General features: G+C 69.7%; 17 protein-coding genes. 13 read left to right on the top strand and 4 right to left on the bottom strand.

Annotated features, from left to right (window positions below):
• From ACSQ86_RS35585 to ACSQ86_RS35605, 5 genes are read left to right on the top strand one after another with little or no spacing between them, the layout of a single operon-like run.
• On the top strand, positions 1-366 hold the full coding sequence (locus ACSQ86_RS35585) for a GPW/gp25 family protein (RefSeq protein ID WP_436296884.1): 366 nt from the start codon (positions 1-3) through the stop codon (positions 364-366).
• On the top strand, positions 363-2,843 hold the full coding sequence (locus ACSQ86_RS35590) for a putative baseplate assembly protein (RefSeq protein ID WP_436310797.1): 2,481 nt from the start codon (positions 363-365) through the stop codon (positions 2,841-2,843). The genes ACSQ86_RS35585 and ACSQ86_RS35590 overlap by 4 nt, the downstream gene beginning before the upstream one ends.
• Positions 2,840-5,803 carry a putative baseplate assembly protein gene (locus ACSQ86_RS35595; protein ID WP_436306521.1) on the top strand — a complete coding sequence of 988 codons (2,964 nt, stop codon included), beginning with the start codon at positions 2,840-2,842 and terminating at the stop codon, positions 5,801-5,803. Before ACSQ86_RS35590 ends, ACSQ86_RS35595 begins: the two co-directional genes overlap by 4 nt.
• Positions 5,800-8,112, top strand: coding sequence for a hypothetical protein (locus tag ACSQ86_RS35600; protein WP_436310798.1), 2,313 nt, complete (start codon positions 5,800-5,802; stop codon positions 8,110-8,112). Before ACSQ86_RS35595 ends, ACSQ86_RS35600 begins: the two co-directional genes overlap by 4 nt.
• A gap of 10 nt (positions 8,113-8,122) precedes the next feature.
• On the top strand, positions 8,123-11,554 hold the full coding sequence (locus ACSQ86_RS35605) for a DUF6519 domain-containing protein (RefSeq protein ID WP_436306519.1): 3,432 nt from the start codon (positions 8,123-8,125) through the stop codon (positions 11,552-11,554).
• Positions 11,555-11,675: 121 nt separating this feature from the next.
• On the opposite strand, the gene ACSQ86_RS35610 is transcribed toward ACSQ86_RS35605, so the two are convergent.
• Together ACSQ86_RS35610 and ACSQ86_RS35615 are read right to left on the bottom strand one after the other, a co-directional pair.
• Complete coding sequence (locus ACSQ86_RS35610) at positions 11,676-11,939, bottom strand: hypothetical protein (RefSeq protein WP_436306518.1); 264 nt, start codon at positions 11,937-11,939, stop codon at positions 11,676-11,678.
• 102 nt (positions 11,940-12,041) lie between these two features.
• Positions 12,042-12,290 carry a hypothetical protein gene (locus ACSQ86_RS35615; RefSeq protein WP_436310799.1) on the bottom strand — a complete coding sequence of 83 codons (249 nt, stop codon included), beginning with the start codon at positions 12,288-12,290 and terminating at the stop codon, positions 12,042-12,044.
• 24 nt (positions 12,291-12,314) lie between these two features.
• Between ACSQ86_RS35615 and ACSQ86_RS35620 the strand changes: the two genes are divergently transcribed.
• Together ACSQ86_RS35620 and ACSQ86_RS35625 are read left to right on the top strand one after the other, a co-directional pair.
• A complete protein-coding gene (locus ACSQ86_RS35620) occupies positions 12,315-12,647 on the top strand; it encodes a hypothetical protein (protein ID WP_436310800.1) in 333 nt (110 codons plus the stop codon).
• A 37-nt stretch (positions 12,648-12,684) separates the two neighbouring features.
• Positions 12,685-13,257, top strand: a complete 573-nt coding sequence (locus ACSQ86_RS35625) for a DUF7281 domain-containing protein (protein ID WP_436310801.1) — start codon at positions 12,685-12,687, stop codon at positions 13,255-13,257.
• A gap of 345 nt (positions 13,258-13,602) precedes the next feature.
• Here the strand turns inward: ACSQ86_RS35625 and ACSQ86_RS35630 are convergent, their stop codons facing one another.
• On the bottom strand, positions 13,603-14,007 hold the full coding sequence (locus ACSQ86_RS35630; protein WP_436306515.1) for a hypothetical protein: 405 nt from the start codon (positions 14,005-14,007) through the stop codon (positions 13,603-13,605).
• 356 nt (positions 14,008-14,363) lie between these two features.
• On the opposite strand from ACSQ86_RS35630, the gene ACSQ86_RS35635 reads away from it, so the two are divergent.
• The 3 genes from ACSQ86_RS35635 to ACSQ86_RS35645 all read left to right on the top strand — a co-directional run bounded on the left by ACSQ86_RS35635 (position 14,364) and on the right by ACSQ86_RS35645 (position 16,711).
• Positions 14,364-14,960, top strand: coding sequence for an RNA polymerase sigma factor (locus ACSQ86_RS35635; protein ID WP_170855510.1), 597 nt, complete (start codon positions 14,364-14,366; stop codon positions 14,958-14,960).
• 291 nt (positions 14,961-15,251) lie between these two features.
• A complete protein-coding gene (locus tag ACSQ86_RS35640; protein ID WP_436306514.1) occupies positions 15,252-15,869 on the top strand; it encodes an anti-sigma factor family protein in 618 nt (205 codons plus the stop codon).
• 5 nt (positions 15,870-15,874) lie between these two features.
• Complete coding sequence (locus ACSQ86_RS35645) at positions 15,875-16,711, top strand: caspase family protein (protein ID WP_093103664.1); 837 nt, start codon at positions 15,875-15,877, stop codon at positions 16,709-16,711.
• 11 nt (positions 16,712-16,722) lie between these two features.
• On the opposite strand, the gene ACSQ86_RS35650 is transcribed toward ACSQ86_RS35645, so the two are convergent.
• Positions 16,723-17,616: an alpha/beta fold hydrolase gene (locus tag ACSQ86_RS35650; RefSeq protein WP_436306513.1), complete on the bottom strand. Its 894-nt coding sequence runs from the start codon at positions 17,614-17,616 to the stop codon at positions 16,723-16,725.
• Positions 17,617-17,866: 250 nt separating this feature from the next.
• On the opposite strand from ACSQ86_RS35650, the gene ACSQ86_RS35655 reads away from it, so the two are divergent.
• From ACSQ86_RS35655 to ACSQ86_RS35665, 3 genes are all read left to right on the top strand, one after another.
• Positions 17,867-18,439, top strand: a complete 573-nt coding sequence (locus tag ACSQ86_RS35655; protein ID WP_436306512.1) for a hypothetical protein — start codon at positions 17,867-17,869, stop codon at positions 18,437-18,439.
• Between the two features lie 206 nt (positions 18,440-18,645).
• Entirely contained in the window at positions 18,646-19,218 is a 573-nt protein-coding gene (locus tag ACSQ86_RS35660; RefSeq protein ID WP_436306511.1) for a hypothetical protein, read from the top strand.
• A 69-nt stretch (positions 19,219-19,287) separates the two neighbouring features.
• Entirely contained in the window at positions 19,288-19,617 is a 330-nt protein-coding gene (locus ACSQ86_RS35665) for a hypothetical protein (RefSeq protein WP_436306510.1), read from the top strand.
• Positions 19,618-19,628 lie beyond the last annotated feature (11 nt).

A 19,628-nucleotide genomic window follows, 5' to 3' on the forward strand; every position in this document is an offset into this window, starting at 1 on the left:
ATGGACACCGACATCGGATTCCCCTTCCGCATCGACGGGCGCGGCCGCAGCGCGACGGTGTCGCGCGAGGCGCACTTGCGCGACCTGATCGAGCAGCTGCTGTTCACCGTGCCGGGCGAACGCGTGAACCGGCCCGATTTTGGCTGCGGCCTGATGCAACTGGTGTTCGCGCCCAACAGCCCCGAGCTGGCGGCCACGGTGCAGGCGCTGGTGCACGGCTCGCTGCAGCAGTGGCTTGGCCACCTGATGCGCATCGACGAGGTCAGCGCCGAGAGCGAGGACGCGACCCTCTCGGTGACGGTGCGCTACACGGTGCTGGAAACGCAGCAGACCGGGCAGGCGCAGTTCAGGCGGGAGATCACATGAACGGTCAATACCTCTGCAGCAACCCGGGACGCGTCGCCGCCGTGCGCCAGGCCGCGCAGGCCGATCCACCGCGGGCCTTCAACGGCATCGAATACCTGGAGGTGGTGCATGGCCAGCCGCGGCTGATGCTGCATTTCGTGCAGGACCTGTCCTTCGCGCCGGCCGCGCCGCTCGCTGCATCCAACATCGAGATCCGCGGCGGCGTGCGCGTGCGCGACCCGCGGGCCATCGGCGTGGCGGCCAGCGGCGACGTGCTGACGGTGGAGCTCGACAGCATCGGTGACTTCTCGCGCTACGAGCTGCGGCTGGTGGCCTCGGCCGGCTCCGACGCGCCGCCCGACGGCATCGACCCGGCGCTGGCGCAGATCGCATTCGGCTTCAAGGTCGACTGCCCCAGCGACTTCGACTGCCGCGTGGAGGACGACTGCGCGCCGCTGCCGCAACGCGCGCCCGACATCGACTACCTGGCGCGCGACTACCAGAGCTTCCGCCGGCTGGTGCTGGACCGGCTGTCGGTGCTGATGCCGAACTGGAAGGAACGCAGCCCGGCCGACCTGATGGTCACGCTGTCCGAGGCGCTGGCCTTCCGCGCCGACGAGATCGCCTACTTCCAGGACGCAGTCGCGACCGAGGCCTACCTGGGCACGGCGCGCCAGCGCGTGTCGGTGCGCCGGCATGCGCGGCTGCTGGACTACGCGGTGCACGAGGGCTGCAACGCGCGCACCTGGGTGGCCTTCGAGATCGATGCCGCGGCCGACGGCCAAATGCTCGCCGCCTGCGACGGCGCGACCGGCCTGGACGGCACGCTGCTGCTGACGCGCGCACACGGCTCGCCCACGCGGCTCGGCTCGCCCGACAGCGCGCAGGCCCTGGTCGCGGCCGGCGCGCAGCCCTTCGAACTGCTGATGCCCCTGCAGCTCTACAGCGCGCACAACGACCTGCGCTTCTACACCTGGAGCGACGAGGCCTGCTGCCTGCCGCGCGGCGCCACGCGCGCCTTCTTGCGCGACGATGAGGCGAACCGCCTGCGCCTGCGCGTGGGCGACCTGCTGCTGCTGGAGGCGCGCGCCGGCACCACCAACGGCCTCGCGCAGGATGCCGACGCGCAGCAGCGCCACGTGGTCCGCCTCATGCACGTGGACCCCGAGGCCAGCCCCGGCCGCGCGCCTTCGCCCGTACCGCGGCGCGACCCGGTCACCGAGCAGCCGCTGGTCGAAGTGCAATGGCAGGCCGAGGACGCGCTGCCCTTCGACCTGTGCCTGTCCAAGGTCATCGCCGGCGTGCTGGTGCAGGACATGGCCGGCGCCTGCGCCAACATCGCGCTGGCCGACCACGGCTTCAGCGCGCCGCGCTTCGAGTCCCTGGTGCCGGTGCCCGGCGGCCGCGTGCCGCGCTTTCGCCTGGCCCAGCCCACGCTGCTGCCGTGGACGCGCCAGGCCCTGGCGCGCGATGCGGCCGGCCAGCCGCTGCTGGTGGATCCGGCCGCCAGTGCCACCGCCGCGTTGCGGCGCGACCTGGCCGACACGCGCGAAGCGGTGCTGGTGACCAGCGACGGCGATCGCCGCCGCTGGAGTGCCCGGCGCGACCTGCTGCAAAGCGGCGGCGCTGCCGCCGAGTTCGTGGCCGAGACCGAAGGCGACGGCCAGGTGCTGCTGCGCTTCGGCGACGGCGTGAACGGCCTGCGCCCCGGCGCGGCCGAGGCCTTGTCGGCGCGCGTGCGCGTGGGCAACGGCAGCGCCGGCAACGTGGGTGCCGACGCGATTTCCCATGTGCTGTGCAACTTCGATGGCATCACGCGGGTGCGCAACCCGCTGCCGGCCGCCGGCGGCGTGGACCCTGTCACGCTGGCGCGCGCGCGCATGGACGCGCCGCAGGCCTTCCGGCGCCAGGAGCGCGCGGTGACGGCGCAGGACTATGCCGAGGTCGCGATGCGCAACGGCCGCGTGCAGCGCGCCGTGGCCACGCGGCGCTGGACCGGCAGCTGGCACACCATGTTCATCACGGTGGACCGGCGCGGCGCCGAGGGCATGGACCCGGCCTTCGAGGACAGCCTGACGGCCTTCATCGACCGCTACCGGCTGGCCGGGCACGACGTCGAGATCGACGCGCCGGCCTACGTGGCGCTGGACATTGCGCTGCACGTCTGCACCCGGCCGGGCTATTTCGGGGCCGACGTGCAGCGCCGGCTGCTGCGCGTGTTCGCCACCACCCCGGGCGGCTTCTTCCACCCGGACCGCTTCAGCTTCGGCGAGCCGGTCTACCTGAGCGCCGTGGTCGCCGCGGCGATGGCGGTGCAAGGGGTCTCGCATGTGGAGCCGCTGCGCTTCCAGCGCCTGGGCCGGCAACCGGACGGTGAGATCGACGCCGGCCGCATTGCGATGGCGCGGCTGGAGATCGCGCGGCTGGACAACGACCCGAACGCGCCCGAGCACGGCCGCATCCAGTTCGAGGTGCATGCGGCGGAGGAAATGAAATGAGCAGCGACGACACCCCGCTGGACGGCTGCCACTGCTGCGAGGGCCAGGCCGAGCCCGGCGTGATCTACAACGCGCCCGGCCTGTCCGCGCTGTCTTGGCGCATCGACACCCAGCCCGGCTTCTACCAGCGCATGCTGGCTCGGCTGCCGCTGTGGCATGTGCCCGGCGTGCCTGCAAGTGCGCCGCGGCCGCTGGGCGCGCTGCGCACCCGCGAGCCCGACGACGCGGCCGTCGCGCTGGTGGACGCGTCCGCCTGCGTGGCCGATGTGCTGACCTTCTACCAGGAGCGCATCGCCAACGAGGGCTTCCTGCGCACCGCCACCGAACGCCGCTCCGTGCTGGAACTGGCGCGCGCCGTCGGCTACGAACTGCGGCCCGGTGTGGCCGCCAGCGTGCACCTGGTCTTCACCGTGGAGGACGCCGCCGGCGCCCCGGGCGTCTGCGCCATCGCCGCCGGCGCGCCGGTGCAAAGCGTGCCGCCGCAGGGCAAGCTGCCGCAGGTCTTCGAGACCAGCGAGCCCATCGTCGCGCGCGCCGAATGGAATGCGCTGCGTCCGCGCCAGACGCGCCCGGCGGACCTGGCCTTGCTCGACGTGGCGGGCACGCGGCGACTGGTCATGCTCTATCCCGAAGGCAGCCTGGCCAGCGAGACCGCCGGCCTGCACCCGGCCCTGAGCAGCGGCAGCCTGTACCGGCTGGACCCCGGCCTGGCCGTGGAGCCCACGGTCGATGCACTCGACGTCGCGCGCGTCTACCTCTCCGACCAGGCCAGCGGCATCCAGGCCGGCGAGCTGCTGCTCTTCGTCGGCAAGAACGGCAGCCAGTTGCGCCACCTGGTGCTGCGCGCGCTGGAGGTGGAGGACGAGCCCGCGCTGCGCCGCGTGCGCATCGAACTGGAGCCGCTGCCCGACCCGGTGACGCCGGCAGCGCCGCCGCTGCTGCACTGGGCGGTGCCGATCCTGTCCTTCTCCTTCGGCGGCTACGCGCAGGCGCAGATCGAGAGCGTGCCTTTCACCAGCAGCGCGCTCGGCAGCACCATTGCCAGCCAGAGCTGGAAGGAGAACGAGCTGCAGGCCATGATCGCGATCCAGGGCTGGAGCAGCCTGCAGCTGGTGCAGGCGATCACGGCCAGCGTCAAGCCCCCGTCCAAGCCGGTGGCGCCCGAGGCCGGCACCTTCAGCTTCTCGCAGCGGCTGGGCTTCTTCGGCCACAACGCGCCCAAGTGGGGCTCGCTGCCCGCCACCAACACCAAGGAGCCGGTCTACACGAGCGGCTGGGACGACGGCGACCCGCTCTCCGGCGGCGGCTCGCTGGGCGCAAGCCGCAACATCTGGACCGACTCGCAGGGCAACAGCAACCTGGCCAGCACGGTGCTGCCGCCCTGCCATGCGCTGCTGGAGCGCCCGGTACCCAAGCTCGCGCCCGGCAGCTGGATGGTCTTCGACGCGCCCAGCGAGAAGGCCACCGCCTATGCCCTGTTCGACGCCCGCGAAGTCTCGCGCGCCGACTATGGCCTGTCGGCGCGCGCGACGGCGCTTCGCCTGGCCGATGGCAGCGGCCAGCCCCGAAGCACTGCGCCTTCGGAGGCCTTCCTGTTCCGTGACACCACGGCCCATGTCGCCAGCCGACGCCAACCGATGGCCGAGCTGCCGATCGAGTCGCCGGTGGAAGCGGGCAGCAAGCGCATCGAGCTGTCGACCATGGTGCTGGGCCTGGCGCACGGCCAGCCGCTCGCCTTCGTCGGCCCGCGGCACGACCTGCCCGGCGTGGATGCGGCCGAAATCGCGTTGCTCGACGAGGTGGAACATGGCGGTGGCCGCAGCATGCTGGTGCTGCAGCAGCCGCTGACGTACAGCTACCGGCGCGAGGGCCTCCAGATCCACGCCAACGTGGTTCGTGCCACGCATGGCGAGAGCGTGCAGGAGGTGCTGGGCAACGGCGACGCGAAAGAACCGTTCCAGCGCTTCACGCTTCGCAAGCCGCCGACCACGCACTTGACGGCGGCCTCGGCCACCGGCGTGAAGAGCACGCTGGAACTGCGCGTCAACGGCCTGCTGTGGACCGAGCAGCCTTCGCTCTACGGCGCCGCGCCTGACGAGCATGCATATGCCACGCGCATCGACAACGAGGCGCGCATGGAGATCCTGTTCGGCGACGGCCGCAGCGGCGCGCGCCTGCCCAGCGGCCAGATGAACGTGCAGGCGCGCTACCGCAGCGGCATCGGCCCGGACGGCGAAGTCGCGGCGCGTACGCTGACCATGCTGCGCGCCATGCCGCTGGGCCTGCGCGGCGTGAGCAACCCGCTGCCGGCCAGCGGCGCCCAGGGGCCCGAGCACCTTCATGATGCGCGCCGCAACGCGCCGCTGACCTTGCTGGCCTTCGAGCGCGTGGTCTCGCTGTCGGACTACCAGGACTTCGCACGCGCCTTTCCCGGCATCGGCAAGGCGCGCGCCGACCTGGCCTGGGTCGACGGCAGCTCGCGCGTGCTGCTGTCGGTGGCCGGCGCCACCGGCGGCGCGCCGGGCGCCGAGGTCATGGACAACCTGTGCCAGGCCATCGCCGACCTGTCCGATCCGTCGCAGCCCTTCGTGCTGGGCGCCTCGGTGCTGCGCTACTTCCGCTGCACGGCGCGTGTCGCGATCGATCCGCGCTATGAAGCCGACACCGTGCTCGCGGCTTGCAGGACGAAGCTGCAATGGGCCTTCAGCTTTGATGCGCGCGACCTGGCGCAGTCGGTCACGGCGGCCGAACTGCTCGCACTGCTGCACCAGGTGCCGGGCGTGGTGGCGGTGGATCTTGACGTGCTGCAGCCGTATGGCGAACCGGCGGCGGCCGCCAGCGACATGCAGGTCGTGCCGGCGTTTGGCGGGCGCTGGGACAGCGCGGCCAAGGCGATGAAGCCAGCCGAGCTGATGCTGCTGAACCCCGCGGCACTCGAACTGGTGGAGGCCACGCTATGAGTCTGCTCACCCCCGAACGGCTCTACCAGCTGCTGCCGGTCATCCACCGCCTGCGCGATGGCGAGCAGGGCGCGCCGCTGCGCGCGCTGCTGGCCGTGATCGAAAGCGAACTCGAGGCGGTGGAGGCCGACTCCGCGCGCCTGTACGACAACTGGTTCATCGAGACCTGCGACGAATGGACCGTGCCCTACATCGGCGACCTGCTGGGCGCGCGGCCGATCCGGCCGGTGCCCTCGGCAGGCGTCAGCACCCGCGCCTGGGTCGCCAACACCATCGCCTACCGCCGGCGCAAGGGCACGGCGCTGGTGCTGGAGCAACTGGCGCGCGACGTCACCGGCTGGCCCGCTGCGGCCGTGGAATTCTTCCAGCGCCTGGGCACCACCCAGCACATGAACCATGTGCGCATGCGGCCCACCGCCACGGCCTGCGTGCGCGACGCCGCGGCGGCCGAGCTGGCCCAAGCCTCGGTCGGCGCCTTCGATCCCTTCGCCCACACGCTGGAGGTGCGCAACGCAGACACGCGCGGCGGGCGCTTCAACATCCCCAACGTCGGCCTGTACCTGTGGCGCGTGCGCTCGCAGCACCTGGGCCTCGGCGCGCCTGGCGCCCCTGCCGACATGACGAGCGCCGACTTCATCAGCGCGCGCCTCCACGCCAAGGGCTTTTGGCACATGCATCCGGCCGGCGTGGACGCGCCGCTCTTCAACCGCCCGCGCACCGAGACCGGCGGCAGTGCCATCACCCAGGCCGCGCGCGAGGAACACGCCAGCGCGCCGCTGCGCGAACTGGCACTGCATGCCGAACTGGAACGGTTGCGGGCAGGACAGGCCGAACCGGCGGCGCGCTTCATGACCGAACGCGATCCGGTGCTGCGCTGCTTCGTGCAACTGGCCGGCGAGACCCTGCCGGTGGAGGTGCCGCGAGAGGACATCTGCATCTGCGAGATCCCCGACACCGTTGAACTGGCGATTCCCACGCCACGCGTGCTGGCACTGGACCTGCGGCGCGGCCGCATCGGCTTTCCCCCCGCGCTCGAGGTGGAGCGCGTCTGGCTGCATGCGGCCCACGGCAGCGTCGCCGACATCGGCGGTGGCCCCTACGAGCGCAGCGCGGCCCTTCGCGCGACGAACCGCGCGGCCGATGGCAGCACGGCCGACGAGGACGTTGGCGGCTTCTTCGACCCCCAGGTCTGGCAGGTGGGCGTGTCGCACCTGCTGCCCGACGACGGAAGCGGCATCTTGTTCCCCACGCTGCGCGAGGCCGTCGACGCCTGGAACACGCAGCCGGCCGGTCGCACCGGCGTCATCGTGGTGATGGACAGCCTGTCGGAGATCGACACCGCGGCCGCGCTGGAGATCGAGATCCCCGAAGCCTCGCAACTGCTGGTGATGGCCGGCCAGTGGCCACTGCAGCCCATCCCCGGCGCACCGCCCGGCGGCGTGGAGCGCGTGCCCGGCCGCTTCGAGGCCCGGCAGGTGCGCGCGCATTGGGAAGGCCGGCTGCAGGTGCGCGGCACAGCCGATACCGATGCAGCGAACCCCGGCGCGCTGTTCCTGCATGGCCTGCTGCTGCAGGGGCCGCTGCAGGCCTCCGGCCACCTGGGGCAACTGGAACTGGCGCATTGCACGCTGCTGCCCGAGACGGTGCTGGGCGCGCAGCACCTGACGGTCGGCGCCGACAGCCCGCGCCTGCAATTGCGGCTGCTGCAAAGCCTTTGCGCGCCGGTCGCCGTGGCCGGCCCGGTGCGCGGCGTGGAGGTGACCGACAGCATCGTCGGCCTCGGCCTCGCCGACGGCGCGGCAACGGCCGCGCTGGACGCGCCCGAGGCCGCGCTGGACCTGCAACGCGCCAGCTTCTTCGGCGCCGTCAACGCGCTGTCGCTCAAGGCCAGCGACTGTATCTTCGACGCGCCGGTGCTGGCCGAGCGGCGCCAGATCGGCTGCGTGCGCTTTTGCTATGTGCCACCGGCCTCGCAGGTGCCGCGGCGCTACCGCTGCCAGCCGCAACTCGAGACCGAAGTCCGCCTCGCCGCCCTGCCCGCCACCGCCACGGCGGCCGACAAGGACGCCGTGCGCGCCGAGGTCGAGGCCACGGTGCGGCCGCTGTTTGTCACGCGCCGCTATGGCGACCCGGCACTGGGCCAGCTGGAGCTGCGCTGCGCCGGGCAGATCCGCGCCGGTGCGGCCAGCGGCGCCGAGATGGGCGCCTACGAACACCTGCAGCAACCGCAGCGCGAGGCCAACCTGCGCGACGCGCTGACCGAATACCTGCGCCTGGGCCTGGCCGCCAGCGTGCATTTCGCCAATTGAGGAGGACACCATGAAAGCCGATCTCTCGCGCGAGACCTTCGAGCCCGGCGCGCACTACACCGCCGTGCGCATGCAGCAAGGCCGCGTGATCACCGATGCCGATTTCAACGAGCAGGGCGACATCACGCGCCACCGCGCCGAGCGGCTGGCCGTGGATGTGATCGGCGCCAGCGGCGCGCCGGCCGAGAACGCCGGCTTCGCGCTGTCGGCCGGCATGGGCGCGCTGGCGGTGCACGCGGCCGACGCCAACAGCGTATGGATCGCCGGCGAGGATGGCGCGCTGCTGGTCAGCACCAACGGTGGTGCGGCCTGGACCCTCGCCAGCACCGGCAGCACGCGGCACCTGCGCGCCATCGGACGCGCCGCCAACACCGGCTGGGCCGTGGGCGACGGCGGCACCGTGCTGCGCACCAACAACGCGGGCAGCAGTTGGACCGTGCAGAACGCCGGCAGCCTGCAGACGCTGCGCGGCGCGGCGGTGTTCGATGCACAGCACGCCTGGGCCGTGGGCGACGGCGGCCTGGTGCTGCGCACCGTGGACGGCGGCGCCAACTGGACGCGTCACGCCGGCGGCGTGGACCGGCTGTACGCCGTAGCCTTCGCCAGCGCGCAGGACGGCCTGGCCGTGGGGCCGGGCGGCGCCATCGTGCGTACGACCGATGGCGGCGCGGCCTGGAGCCGCGTGGATGGCGGCAGCACCGCAACGCTGCGCGCGGTGTCGCTGACAGGCGGCCAGGCCTGGGCGGTAGGCGATGGCGGCACCGTGCTGCGCAGCAACGACGGCGGTGCCACCTGGACGGCCACCACCAGCGGCAGCACCGCCAGGCTGCGCGCCGTGCGTTTTCGCGACGCCAACAACGGCTGGATCGCCGGTGACGGCGGCACGCTGCTGGCCACGACCAACGGCGGCAACACCTGGAGCGCGCAGCCCGTGGCCGGAAGCCCGGCGCTGGCCGGGCTTGCAGTGGCCGGCACCGAGGCGCCCTGGCTGGTCGGCGGCGGCCAGGCCTGGCGCGTGGCCGCCACCGGCGCCGGCGCGCCCGCGGCGCTACCGGCGGCCAGCCTGCGCATCGGCGCGGGCCGCTACTACGCGCAGGGCCAGCTGTGCGAATGGGAGCAGGCCGCCTCGCTGGCCAACCAGCCCGACGGCGGCTTGCCGTTTCGGCTCGCGGCTGGCACGCACCTCGTCTACCTGCGCGCCTGGCAACGCCATGTGAGCGCGCTGGAGGCCCCCGGCATCCGCGAGGTGGCGCTGGGCGGGCCCGACACGGCCACGCGCGCACAGCAGGTGGTACAGGTGCGCGCACTCGCCCTGCCGGCCGCGCCCGACAACGCCGGCTGGCACTGCGGCGCCGACATGGCCGCCTGGACCGCTCTGACCGCGCCGCCCGCCGCCCGCATGGCCGCCCGCGCCGAGCCCGAGCTGGCCGCGACCGGCGTCTGCGAGATCGCCGCCAGCGCAGGCTACCGCCGGCTGGAGAACCAGCTCTACCGCGTGGAAATCCACGCCGTGGACACGACCGGCGCAGCCAGCTTCAAGTGGTCGCGCGAGAACGGTTCGGTCGCCTACGCGGTGCAGGAAGTCAGCATCGACACCGCCGCCAACCGCACCACGGTGCGTCTGGCCGCGCGCGGCCGCGACGCCAACCTGGACCTGGCCCTGCACGACCGCGTGGAACTGGTCGACGACGAGGCCGAGTTGCAGGGCCGCGCCGGCCAGCTCTTCGAGTACCTGCACGATGGCAACGATGCGCTGGAACTGGTGCTGGCCGGCGTGCCCTCCGGCACGCTGGGCCAGGACCCGGCGCGCCATCCGGTACTGCGGCGCTGGGACCACACGTCGGCCACGGTCGGCGAGAACGCGCTGGCGGTGGAGGAAGGCGACTGGATCACGCTGGAGGACGGGGTGCAGATCCGTTTTGCGCCCGGCGGCAGCTACCGGCCGGGCGACTACTGGCAGATCCCGGCGCGCACCGTCACGGCCGACGTGGAATGGCCGCGCGACGGCGACGGCGAACCCGTCGCCGAGCCGCCGGCCGGCGTGCGCGACGGCTGGGCCCGCCTGGGCCTGGTGACGGTGGATGCCAACGGCCTGGTCACGGCCATCACCGACTGCCGCGACCTGTTCCCGCCGCTCACCAGGATGATGCAACTGCTCTATGTGGGTGGCGACGGCCAGGACACCACGCCCGGCGGCGCGTTGCCCGAGCCGCTGCGCGTGCGCGTGATGCGCGGCGCACTGCCGGTGCCCGGCGCGCGCGTGCGCTTCACGGTGGAGGTCGGCGCCGGCAGCGTGGGCAGTCCGCCGGCCGACGCCTTCGACGCTAGCTGCAACGCCCAGGGGCTGGCCGAATGCCCATGGCAGTTGGGCACGCCGCAGCACCAGCGCGTGCGCGCGCATCTGCTGACCAGCGGCGGCAGCCCCGTGTCCGAGCAGGTGCTGGTGTTCGCGGCCACGGCCACGACACCGGCCACCAGCGATGGGGGTGGCGGCTGCGAGATCACCATCGGCGAGGGGGGCAACTTCCCTGAATTGAGTAGCGAACTGCTGGAGAAGCTTCTGGCTGCGCGCCCCTCGCTGTGCATCTGCTTCCTGCCAGGCCAGCACCGCCTGGAGGCCGGCCTGCAGCTGGACGCCGCGAACACGCGACCCGCGCGGCGCCTATCGCTGCACGGCTGCGGGCCTACGGCGGTGATCGCGGCTGCCGGCCCGATCGCCCTGGCCGGCTTGGCCGCGCTGGAACTGCGCGACCTGCAGCTGACGCTGAGCGGCCGCGCGCTGATCGCGCTGAACAACAACGCCCAGGTCGAACTCGACGGCGTGCACGTGGCCGGCAGGAACGACAGCCAGCTGCCCTGGCTGGCCGTGGGCAACGCGCGCGTGCTGCGCATGCGCGGCTGCACGCTGCCGGCGGCGATACGGGCCGCGGCCGTGTTCCAGGAGATCACCAGCGTCTGCGAAATCACGCACTGCCAGTTCGCGGGCGACGTGGCGTTCTACGGCATCCCCGACCCCGAGGTGCCGCGCGAAGCGCTGCTGCGCGCACTGCAGCCCGGTGATTTTGAGGTCCAACCCGGCACCGGCCAACTGGTCTTCGCGCACAACCTGGTGACGCGGCTGGCGCTAGGCGCGGAAACCATCAAGCTGCTGACCGTCAGACAGGCACGGGGCCTGTTCCAGACCGTGGTGCTGACGGGCAACACCTTCACGGCCGACATGGTGGTTTGTGCCGGCATCTTCATGAGCGTCACCGGCAACCACTTCACCGCCGCCGAAACGCGCACCAACACCTACGGCATGATGGTCGCGCGCCGCGCCGCCGCGAGCGGCAACGTCGGCGAGCTGTTCGGCGACCACGCGACGCTGTGGTTCCTTGTGACGAAGGGCGAGTTCCGCGGCGCGGCAAACATGGTGTTCACGATTCCGCAGTCGGCGTCGTAACGGGGCCGAGCAGCCGCGCCCTTCAAGGAGCCAGCTTCTGGATGCTCTCCAAGGAAGCGATTGCCTGAACCAGAGGCTCGTCGTGACGCGTCCTCACGCTCCCCGACGTTGCCCTGGCGTGTCAAGTGCCCTGTAGACTGTTGCCCTCGTTGATCAGCAGGCGCTTGCCGACGGCATAGCGATAGATCCACTTCAATGCAACCGTCTCTGCGAGGCTCTCGGCTGCGTCCTCCGCAGCGCGGAGCTCCTCGGCCAGGCTCATGACGCGGTGGCGGGCAAAGCTATGGACGGTGCCCTCGAGGTTGGGGCCCAAGGCGGCAAGCTGATCTTTGGCGCGAACCAGATCAGCACGAATGACGGTGACGGGGCGGCGATCGTCTTCCATGTCGTTCTCCTTGTCTGACACTGAGTTGCAGCAACCTCAGATTGAGTTCTGTTTGATTGACAAAATGGCTCTCGCTTCGTCTTGAGCTGGCGGGCGGCACCGTCAGGCACTTCTCTGCCGAGCGACTTCGGTCGGTTTGCACGAGCTCATTTCGTGGGCAAGAGGCCACCACCACGTAACAGAGAGGCGGCGTTGGACAATCGCCCCATGACATCGATCTCCAATCGGCTTCTCGTCGATGCCGTGCTCCGCGTCGAGCGCATGGCTTTCAAGGAGCGCGAGCGACTTGCCGAAGAAATCCACGACCGATAGCCCAACCTTTTCTTCTCGGTGCTCGCCCTTCGGCTGCATGGCGCCACCCTTGAGCAAATCGAGATGGTTCTGAATCTGCTACTCGTCTTCTATGAGGCGATGAAAAGCAGCGGCAAAGCCTGGCCGGTCATCTCCGAAGTCGTTCAGGAACGTTGCCTGAAGCGCATCTCCGCACGCGTGCGCTTCATCGAGGGCCTGACGCCGCAGCAGCAAGCGCAAGCCATTTCGGACGCTATCGCGGACCATCCCGAGCAGCAGTTGCTCGCATACGTCCGCGGAAAATTCGGGGAGCACGGCCTTCTGGGCATCGAATCCGAGACGGAAAAGATGCTTATGCTGGCGGCGCTGAACCTGGTTGAGTGCATCGCGGAGGCAGCGCCGAAATCAACCCAGTGAGGCTGCATCTCTACAGAAGAGTGCCAACCGGCCCACGTTGCGGATCACGGAACATGTCCAACTACCAACTCCACCGTATGGTGCTGATCAATGCCGGTTCCAACCAGCACGTTCCCACACGCCCGACGGCACTTACCTTGTAGTGAAGGGGGCCGTAGCGGCGCGCATCGCCTGCCAGCGGCTCATGCTCGTCGAGAACCTGGAGACGTTCCGAGAATTGGAGACCTACCGATGGATCGACTACCAAGGCCTGTCGGTCCTGGCGATCTATCGCGGCGACGTCCACCTCTCCCCTTCAGCCCCACGCGAATGCATCCTGGCGCGCACCGAGCCCCTCTGGGCTTTCGTGGACTTCGATCCGGCAGGGCTGGTCATCGCCAATGCGCTGCCCCCTGACAGGCTGCAGCGCCTTGTGCTCCCCGACCCGGCATGGTTGGCCGAGGCCGCAACGACGAGCGCGGGCCGCTCGCTCTACGGCGCCCAGGAGGCGAAATCTCGCGGCGCCCTGGCTAAGTCTTTCAACCCGGAGATCAAGCGCTCCTGGCTCGACTTCCAACGACTCAAGGGCGCCGTCACGCAGGAACGAATGCGCTCGGCGCCGGCGCCGTAGCGCTCAGCCGGCTGAATGACCTGGAACAGTTCTGTCGCTGTCCTAGGGAGACATTTCTTGGAGTAGTCGCTGAGGCGCTGAGGTCAGGGCGTGCGGATCTCATCGAGGCTGCGGGATCGACGCGCCCACCGGCAAGCGGTATACATGCATGCAGACTGTTTGACGTCACCGAAAAGAGCTTGCAAAAGGCGTAGGGTCCGTACACGCCTTACGCCTCGAGCAGGAGAAGCGCTGTGAGTTATGACGAACGCGATGCTATGGGCGAGAGCTGCCAGCAGATCCAAGGGCTCGCATGCTCTGCTCACGCACGTTCTCGCCACGCAAACTCCGGATGGCGAACAACATTCACCCCCTCTTCGCAGCAGGTCTGTCAGTTCGCCAGGCCACAACTGCGCGCTGTGAAGAATTCGCAGGATGCGAACGCAATCCTTTCCGACCCCGGTAGGCCACGATGTACGGCGTGCGGCGAACGATCAGCTCGCGCGTCCCTTCGATGCGCCCTGGACGCCCGCCCTCTGGAAACTGCAACAGCAACAGCAACAGCACTTGCGTGGCGATGCGCTCGTCCACTGCAATCGCGGCGCGCGGGTCGATCTCTGGTCGATGTTCGAAACGCCGCGCATGCGGGGCCTTGCTTCGATGAGCGACCCCGTGCTGCTGGCGCCGGCCCGGGCACTTCGATCGACACGCTTCGACCTCGGTACGCAGCCAATTCGGCACCTCTAGCGTGTCGCGGTTGATGATCACCACCAGCAACTTCGACCGCAGCAGGGCACGTCTCAGGGTGTCGGACAGCGGGGCGCGCCTCGTCCTCACTGAAGAACACGCTCAGGTCTCGCTCGCGCAGCCTTCTGGCAAGGTCCGACGCGTAGCTCTGCGATCCACGCGGCGGGCCGCCTAGCGCGAAGGAGATGAATACGTCGTAACCGAAAAATCGCGAGGCAAATGAGACCTTCGGCGCTTGCGGGGAAGGCGGTGTGGTTGGCGTGTCCTTCACGGGTCGATTCTGGCTGATGCCGCCAGTGGCGCACGCAGCCCCATTCATTCCGATGGGTGATGACGTTATATTGCGTCACCGTCACCCCCGCCGCACCGCCACCGCCCGCATGGACAACGACGAGGTCAATCAGCTGCTCGTACGCATCGGCCGCGAAGACCAGGCAGCGTTTCGTCAGCTGTACAAGGCGTTCAGCCGAAAGGTATACGCCTACGTGCTCAACATGCTGAACGACCACGCGCGGGCCGAGGAGGTCCTGGTGGACACGCTTTATGAGGTCTGGCGCCACCCCCAGCGCTTTCGCGGCGATTCGCAGTTTTCCACGTGGCTCATCGGGATCGCACGCAGAAAGGCGCTGATGGTCTATCGGGCGCGCCGGCCCGACGAGGTGCATGGAGATCTTGAGGACATCGCCGAGATCACCGCCTCGGACACGCCTGACGGCTACGCGGAGTTGGCGGGCAAGCAACGGCGCGAAGGCGTACAGCACTGCATGGGCAAGCTGTCGGACGAGCACCGCGAATGCCTGCACCTGGTGTTTTACGAGGGCATGGGTCTGGCTGAAGTGGCAGAGGTACAGAATTGTCCCGAGGGCACCGTCAAGACGCGCCTGTTCCACGCCCGCCAGAAGATCAAGAAATGCCTGGAGTCTCTGCTGCGCAGCGAGGGCGGCGCCCCCGACGCCAAAGGCGCGCTCGCATCCTGAAGCTTGCGGTGTACGTGACAAGCGCGCAAAAATAAACTGAACCTTCGGCCGACCTCGCGCAACCCAGAGGCGACACGGGCATGTCCCGTGCAGGTAGATCGGGGTCTCGGTGCGGTCGGTCGCGCGCGCTATATTGCGTGATCTCACCACAGTCGCCGCTTGCATGGACAACGATCGGGTCAGTTACGGGCTCGTACGAGCCGAAGAATTCTGGGTGGTCACCATGGTCGAGATCCTTTCATCGCTGCCGCACCGCAAGGGTGCGACCGTTGCCACGGGAGCACAGGCATCATGAACAAACGCTTCGAAGAACTGCTCCCCTGGTACGCCAACGGCACGCTGGGAGCCGAAGAGCGCGCCTGGGTCGACGCCTACCTGGAACAGAATCCCGAGGCCCGGAGCGAGTTGGACTGGTATCGCTCGCTGCAGCAGCGCGTACAGGAAAACGCCCCGGCCGTGCCGGCAACGATCGGCCTGGCGCGCGCCATGCGCCTGATCCAGGGCGACCGTCCGACCTTGGCCGAGCGCATCGGCGCCTTCTTCGGCAACTTCGGCATGCGCCCGAGCTATGCGATGGCCGGGCTGGCGCTCGTGGCAGTGCAAGGCGGCGTGATCCTGAACCTGCTCGGTGACGTACGCGAGAACGAGAACGAAATCCGCGCACTGCACGCGGTTCGCGTCGAAGAGGCTCCGATGCTGAAGATCAGCTTCGCACCCGACGCCAAGGAGGCCGACATCCGCATGCTGGTGGTCCAGGTTCACGGCGAGCTGGCCGGCGGTCCGGGCCAGCTGGGCGACTACTACCTGCGCGTGCCGGCCGGCAGCGAAGCGGCAGCGCTCGCCCGGGTGCAGGCTGCCCCGATCGTTCAGGCCGCCTCGATGGCGCCCGGCGTGCCGCCTCGGGAGTAGCCGCCATGGCCACGCTGCTGACCCGCCGTATGTTGCTGCGCTGCACATTGGGCGCCGCAGCGCTGCCCTTCGGTCCCGCCATGAGCGGCCCTGCCGACGCCAACGTCGCCGAGTCGCGCATCGCCCTGGTGATCGGCAACGGCGCGTATCGCACTGCACCGTTGAAGAACCCGCCCGGCGACGCCAGCGCTGTCGCGGCGGCGCTGCGCGGCCTTGGCTATGACGTGACCCTGCGTCAGAACACGCGGCTGCCGGAACTGATCGAGTCGCTGCGCGAGTTTTCGGTGCGCGCTCCGAAGGCCTCGGTTCGCATGCTGTTCTATGCCGGCCACGGCGTTCAGGTGAAGGGCCGCAACTACCTGGTGCCGATCGACGCCGACCCGCAATCGGAAGCGGACATCCAGCGTCAAAGTGCGGACGTCGGCGAGTTCGTCGACCGACTCAGCGCGATTCCCACCGGCGTCAACATCGTGGTGCTCGACGCCTGCCGTGTGAACCCGTTCGCCGGCGGCGTCATTGTCGGCCCCGATGGACGGCGACTGCGATTCCGCGGCGCGACGCCGGGTGGCCTGGCCACGCTCGATGCGCCCGTGGGCACCCTGGTGGCCTTCTCGACCGCGCCGAACGGCGTGGCGCTCGACGGCGCCAGCGGCAAGCACAGCGTCTATGCGCGTCACCTGCTGGCCAACCTGCCGACGCCGGGGCTGCAGATCGAGCAGCTCTTCAAGCGGGTGCGCATCGGTGTGGCCGAAGATACCGGCCGCGCGCAGGTGCCCTGGGAGTCGTCGAGCCTGACAACCGACTTCTGCTTCAAATCGGACGACAAGGGGCGCTGCGGGTAGGCAAACCGCGCTCACGCGTGGTCGTCCAAGAAGCGCTCGAGTTCGCGCGCGAAGCGCAGCGGCTCACTGACATGCGGCGAATGGCCGGCACGCGGGTAAACCGAGATCTGCGCGTGCTTCACCGTGTCGCGATACCAGGCATCGAGCGGCAGACCGGCGTAGTGCGGGCTGCGCGCCCCGAGCACGACGAGCAGCGGGGCATCGAGGCGCGACAGCGACGCGCGGAAGTCGGCATGCGCCATCGACTCGGCGAGGTCGAGCAATGGCCGGACATCGATGCGTCCCAGGCGCCGGCGCAGCATCCGTCCGAGCGATGCTTCGACACCCAGCTGGCGCTTCAGCCAAGCGCCGCCGAACGTGCCGACCTCGTTCAACAGCGTCTCGGCCAGATCCTGGCGCGCACCCGCGATCAGCCCCGACAGCATCGTCGCGCTGCAGCCGCCGAACAGCCCGAGACGCCAGCTGTCGTCCGTCACGATGCGCGGCGACTGGTCGACCAGCGCCACCGCCGCGACGCGCTGCGTGCCATACAAATGCAGATACTGCATCAGCGTCAGCGCGCCCATGGAGTGCCCGACCAACGCCGAACGCTGCAGCCCGAAGTGATCGAGCATCTCGGCCAAGTCGCAAGCCAGTCGCGCCAGCGTGATGCTGCCGCGCACCGGCCGGCAGCTGCCATGGCCGCGCGCGTCCCAGGCGAGCACGCAATGACGCCGCGCCAGCCGTCGCGCCACCGGCATCCAGTCGCGATGCGAGCACCCGACCCCGTGCACCAGCACCAGCGGCGGGCCTTTGCCGAGAACGTAAACGGGAACCACCTGACCATCGCTGGCCGTGAAGCTGTCGTACTCGCCGGCACCAGGCGTGCCGAGGCCCACCAGCCCGAAATTGCGCAGCGCGTTCAAGGCGCCGCGCAGGCCCGTCAGGCGTGGCGGGTGCGGAGGCGGTTCAGGCGGAGCCCTGTCGAGCATGGCGGGCAATCCTACGCTGGCGCGCAGCCCGCCCGACATCCGCTTGAACCCTTCTCAGATCCTCGGCCAAGGCCTGAACAAATCGTTTGAACCGTTCCCGAACCGGCCGCAACCCATGGAGCGGGAAGGCAGGCAAATCGGCAAGCCCCACCATCAACCTCGTCACCACTCTCAGGAGATCATCATGCAACTCGTTCGCAAAGCTTCCGCCCTCGTCGTTCTCGGTCTCGCCTTCGGTGGCGCGATCGCCGGCGAGATCACCGGCTCCACGGTGCTGTCCACCGGCGCCGTCAACACCTCGGCCGGCTTCCTGGCCACGGCGCGCCAGAACATCGGCGTGGCCGAACAGAACGGCAAGATCACCAACAGCACCGTGATCGTCAACGGCGCCAACAACACGGCCGCGGGCTTCCTGTCGACGGCGACGCAGAACGTCGGCCGCGCGACGCAGGACGGCAAGATCACCAACAGCACGATCATCGGCAACGGCCTGAACAACGTGGCAGCCGGCTTCCTCAGCACCGCCACGCAGGAGGTGGGCTTCGCCAAGGACAGCGGCGTGGTCGAGAACTCGACGGTCATCGCCAACGGCGCCAGCAACACGGCCGCCGGCTTCCTGTCCACCGCCCGCCAGCAGATCGGCGGCGCCCAAGGCAACGGCAAGCTGTCGAACTCGACGGTCATCGCCACCGGCTCGGTCAACACCGCCGCCGGCTTCCTGTCGACCGCCGACCAGAGCATCGGCGTCGCCAAGTAAGCCGCTGCCGCTACTCCCGCGGCCTGTCGCCGCCCGGCCCGCCCGCGCACCCGCGCCGGCGGGTTTTTTCATTCCTGCAGCTCGCCTTGTCCGCCGCGAATGCCAATTCGCTTGAACCGTTTGCGGACCCGCCGCAACCCATGGAGCGGAAGGCAAGCAAGCGCATGCCTCCATCCCCAACCCGCCAACCCTTCAGGAGATCCACCATGAAATCCGCTCCCAAACTTTCCATCCTCGCCGCGCTCGGCCTCGTCTTCGGTGCCGCCATGGGCGGCGAGATCACCGACTCCGGCGTGTTCTCGACCGGTGCTGTCAACACCTCGGCCGGCTTCCTGTCCACCGCGCGGCAGAACGTCGGCGTGGCCGAGCAGAACGGCAAGATCCGCAACACGGCCGTGATCGTCAACGGCGCGGTCAACACCTCGGCGGGCTTCCTGTCGACGGCCAACCAGAGCATCGCCCGCGCTACCCAGAACGGCCAGATCAGCCAGACCGCCGTGGTCGCGCAAGGCGTGAACAACACCGCCGCCGGCTTCCTGAGCACCGCAAACCAGGAAGTGGGCTTCGCCAAGAACGACGGCAAGGTCCAGGGCAGCTTCGTCGGCGCCACCGGCGTGAGCAACGTGGCCGGCGGCTTCCTGGCCTCGGCGCACCAGCAGATCGGCGGCGCGCAAGGCAGCGGCAAGCTGACGAACTCGACGGTGCTCGCCACCGCCCAAGTCAACACCGCCGCGGGCTTCCTGTCCACCGCCGACCAGAGCGTCGGCGTCGCGAAGTAAGACCTCGTCCTTCTTCTTTCCCTGCGCCGGCGTCTCCCCCGCCGGCGCTTCCCCACCCAGGAGACCACCATGAATGCAAGCCTCGCCCTCACCGCCCGCATCGTCCTCGCCGCCGTCACGCTGGGCGCCGGCGCCCACGCAATGGCGGGGCAGGAGCTGATGGGCGTCGATACGCGCTTCCGCGCGAAGATCGCGAAGGAAAAGATCCGCATCGCCGCCCAGGAGCGCAAGGCCGACGAACAAGGCAAGTCACAGGGAAACTCCCTGGGCTCCACCAGCTGCGGGAGTCAGAGCATCGGCAACATCGACACCGGCGGGCGCATCGGCGCCGCGCCGCGCGAGGTTTTCGTGTTCGCACCCAACGCGATCAACATCGTCGGCCGCGGCGGGTGCCGCTGAGCGGACGTCCC

This window comes from Variovorax sp. LjRoot130 (assembly GCF_964253755.1).
Lineage (GTDB): Bacteria > Pseudomonadota > Gammaproteobacteria > Burkholderiales > Burkholderiaceae_C > Variovorax.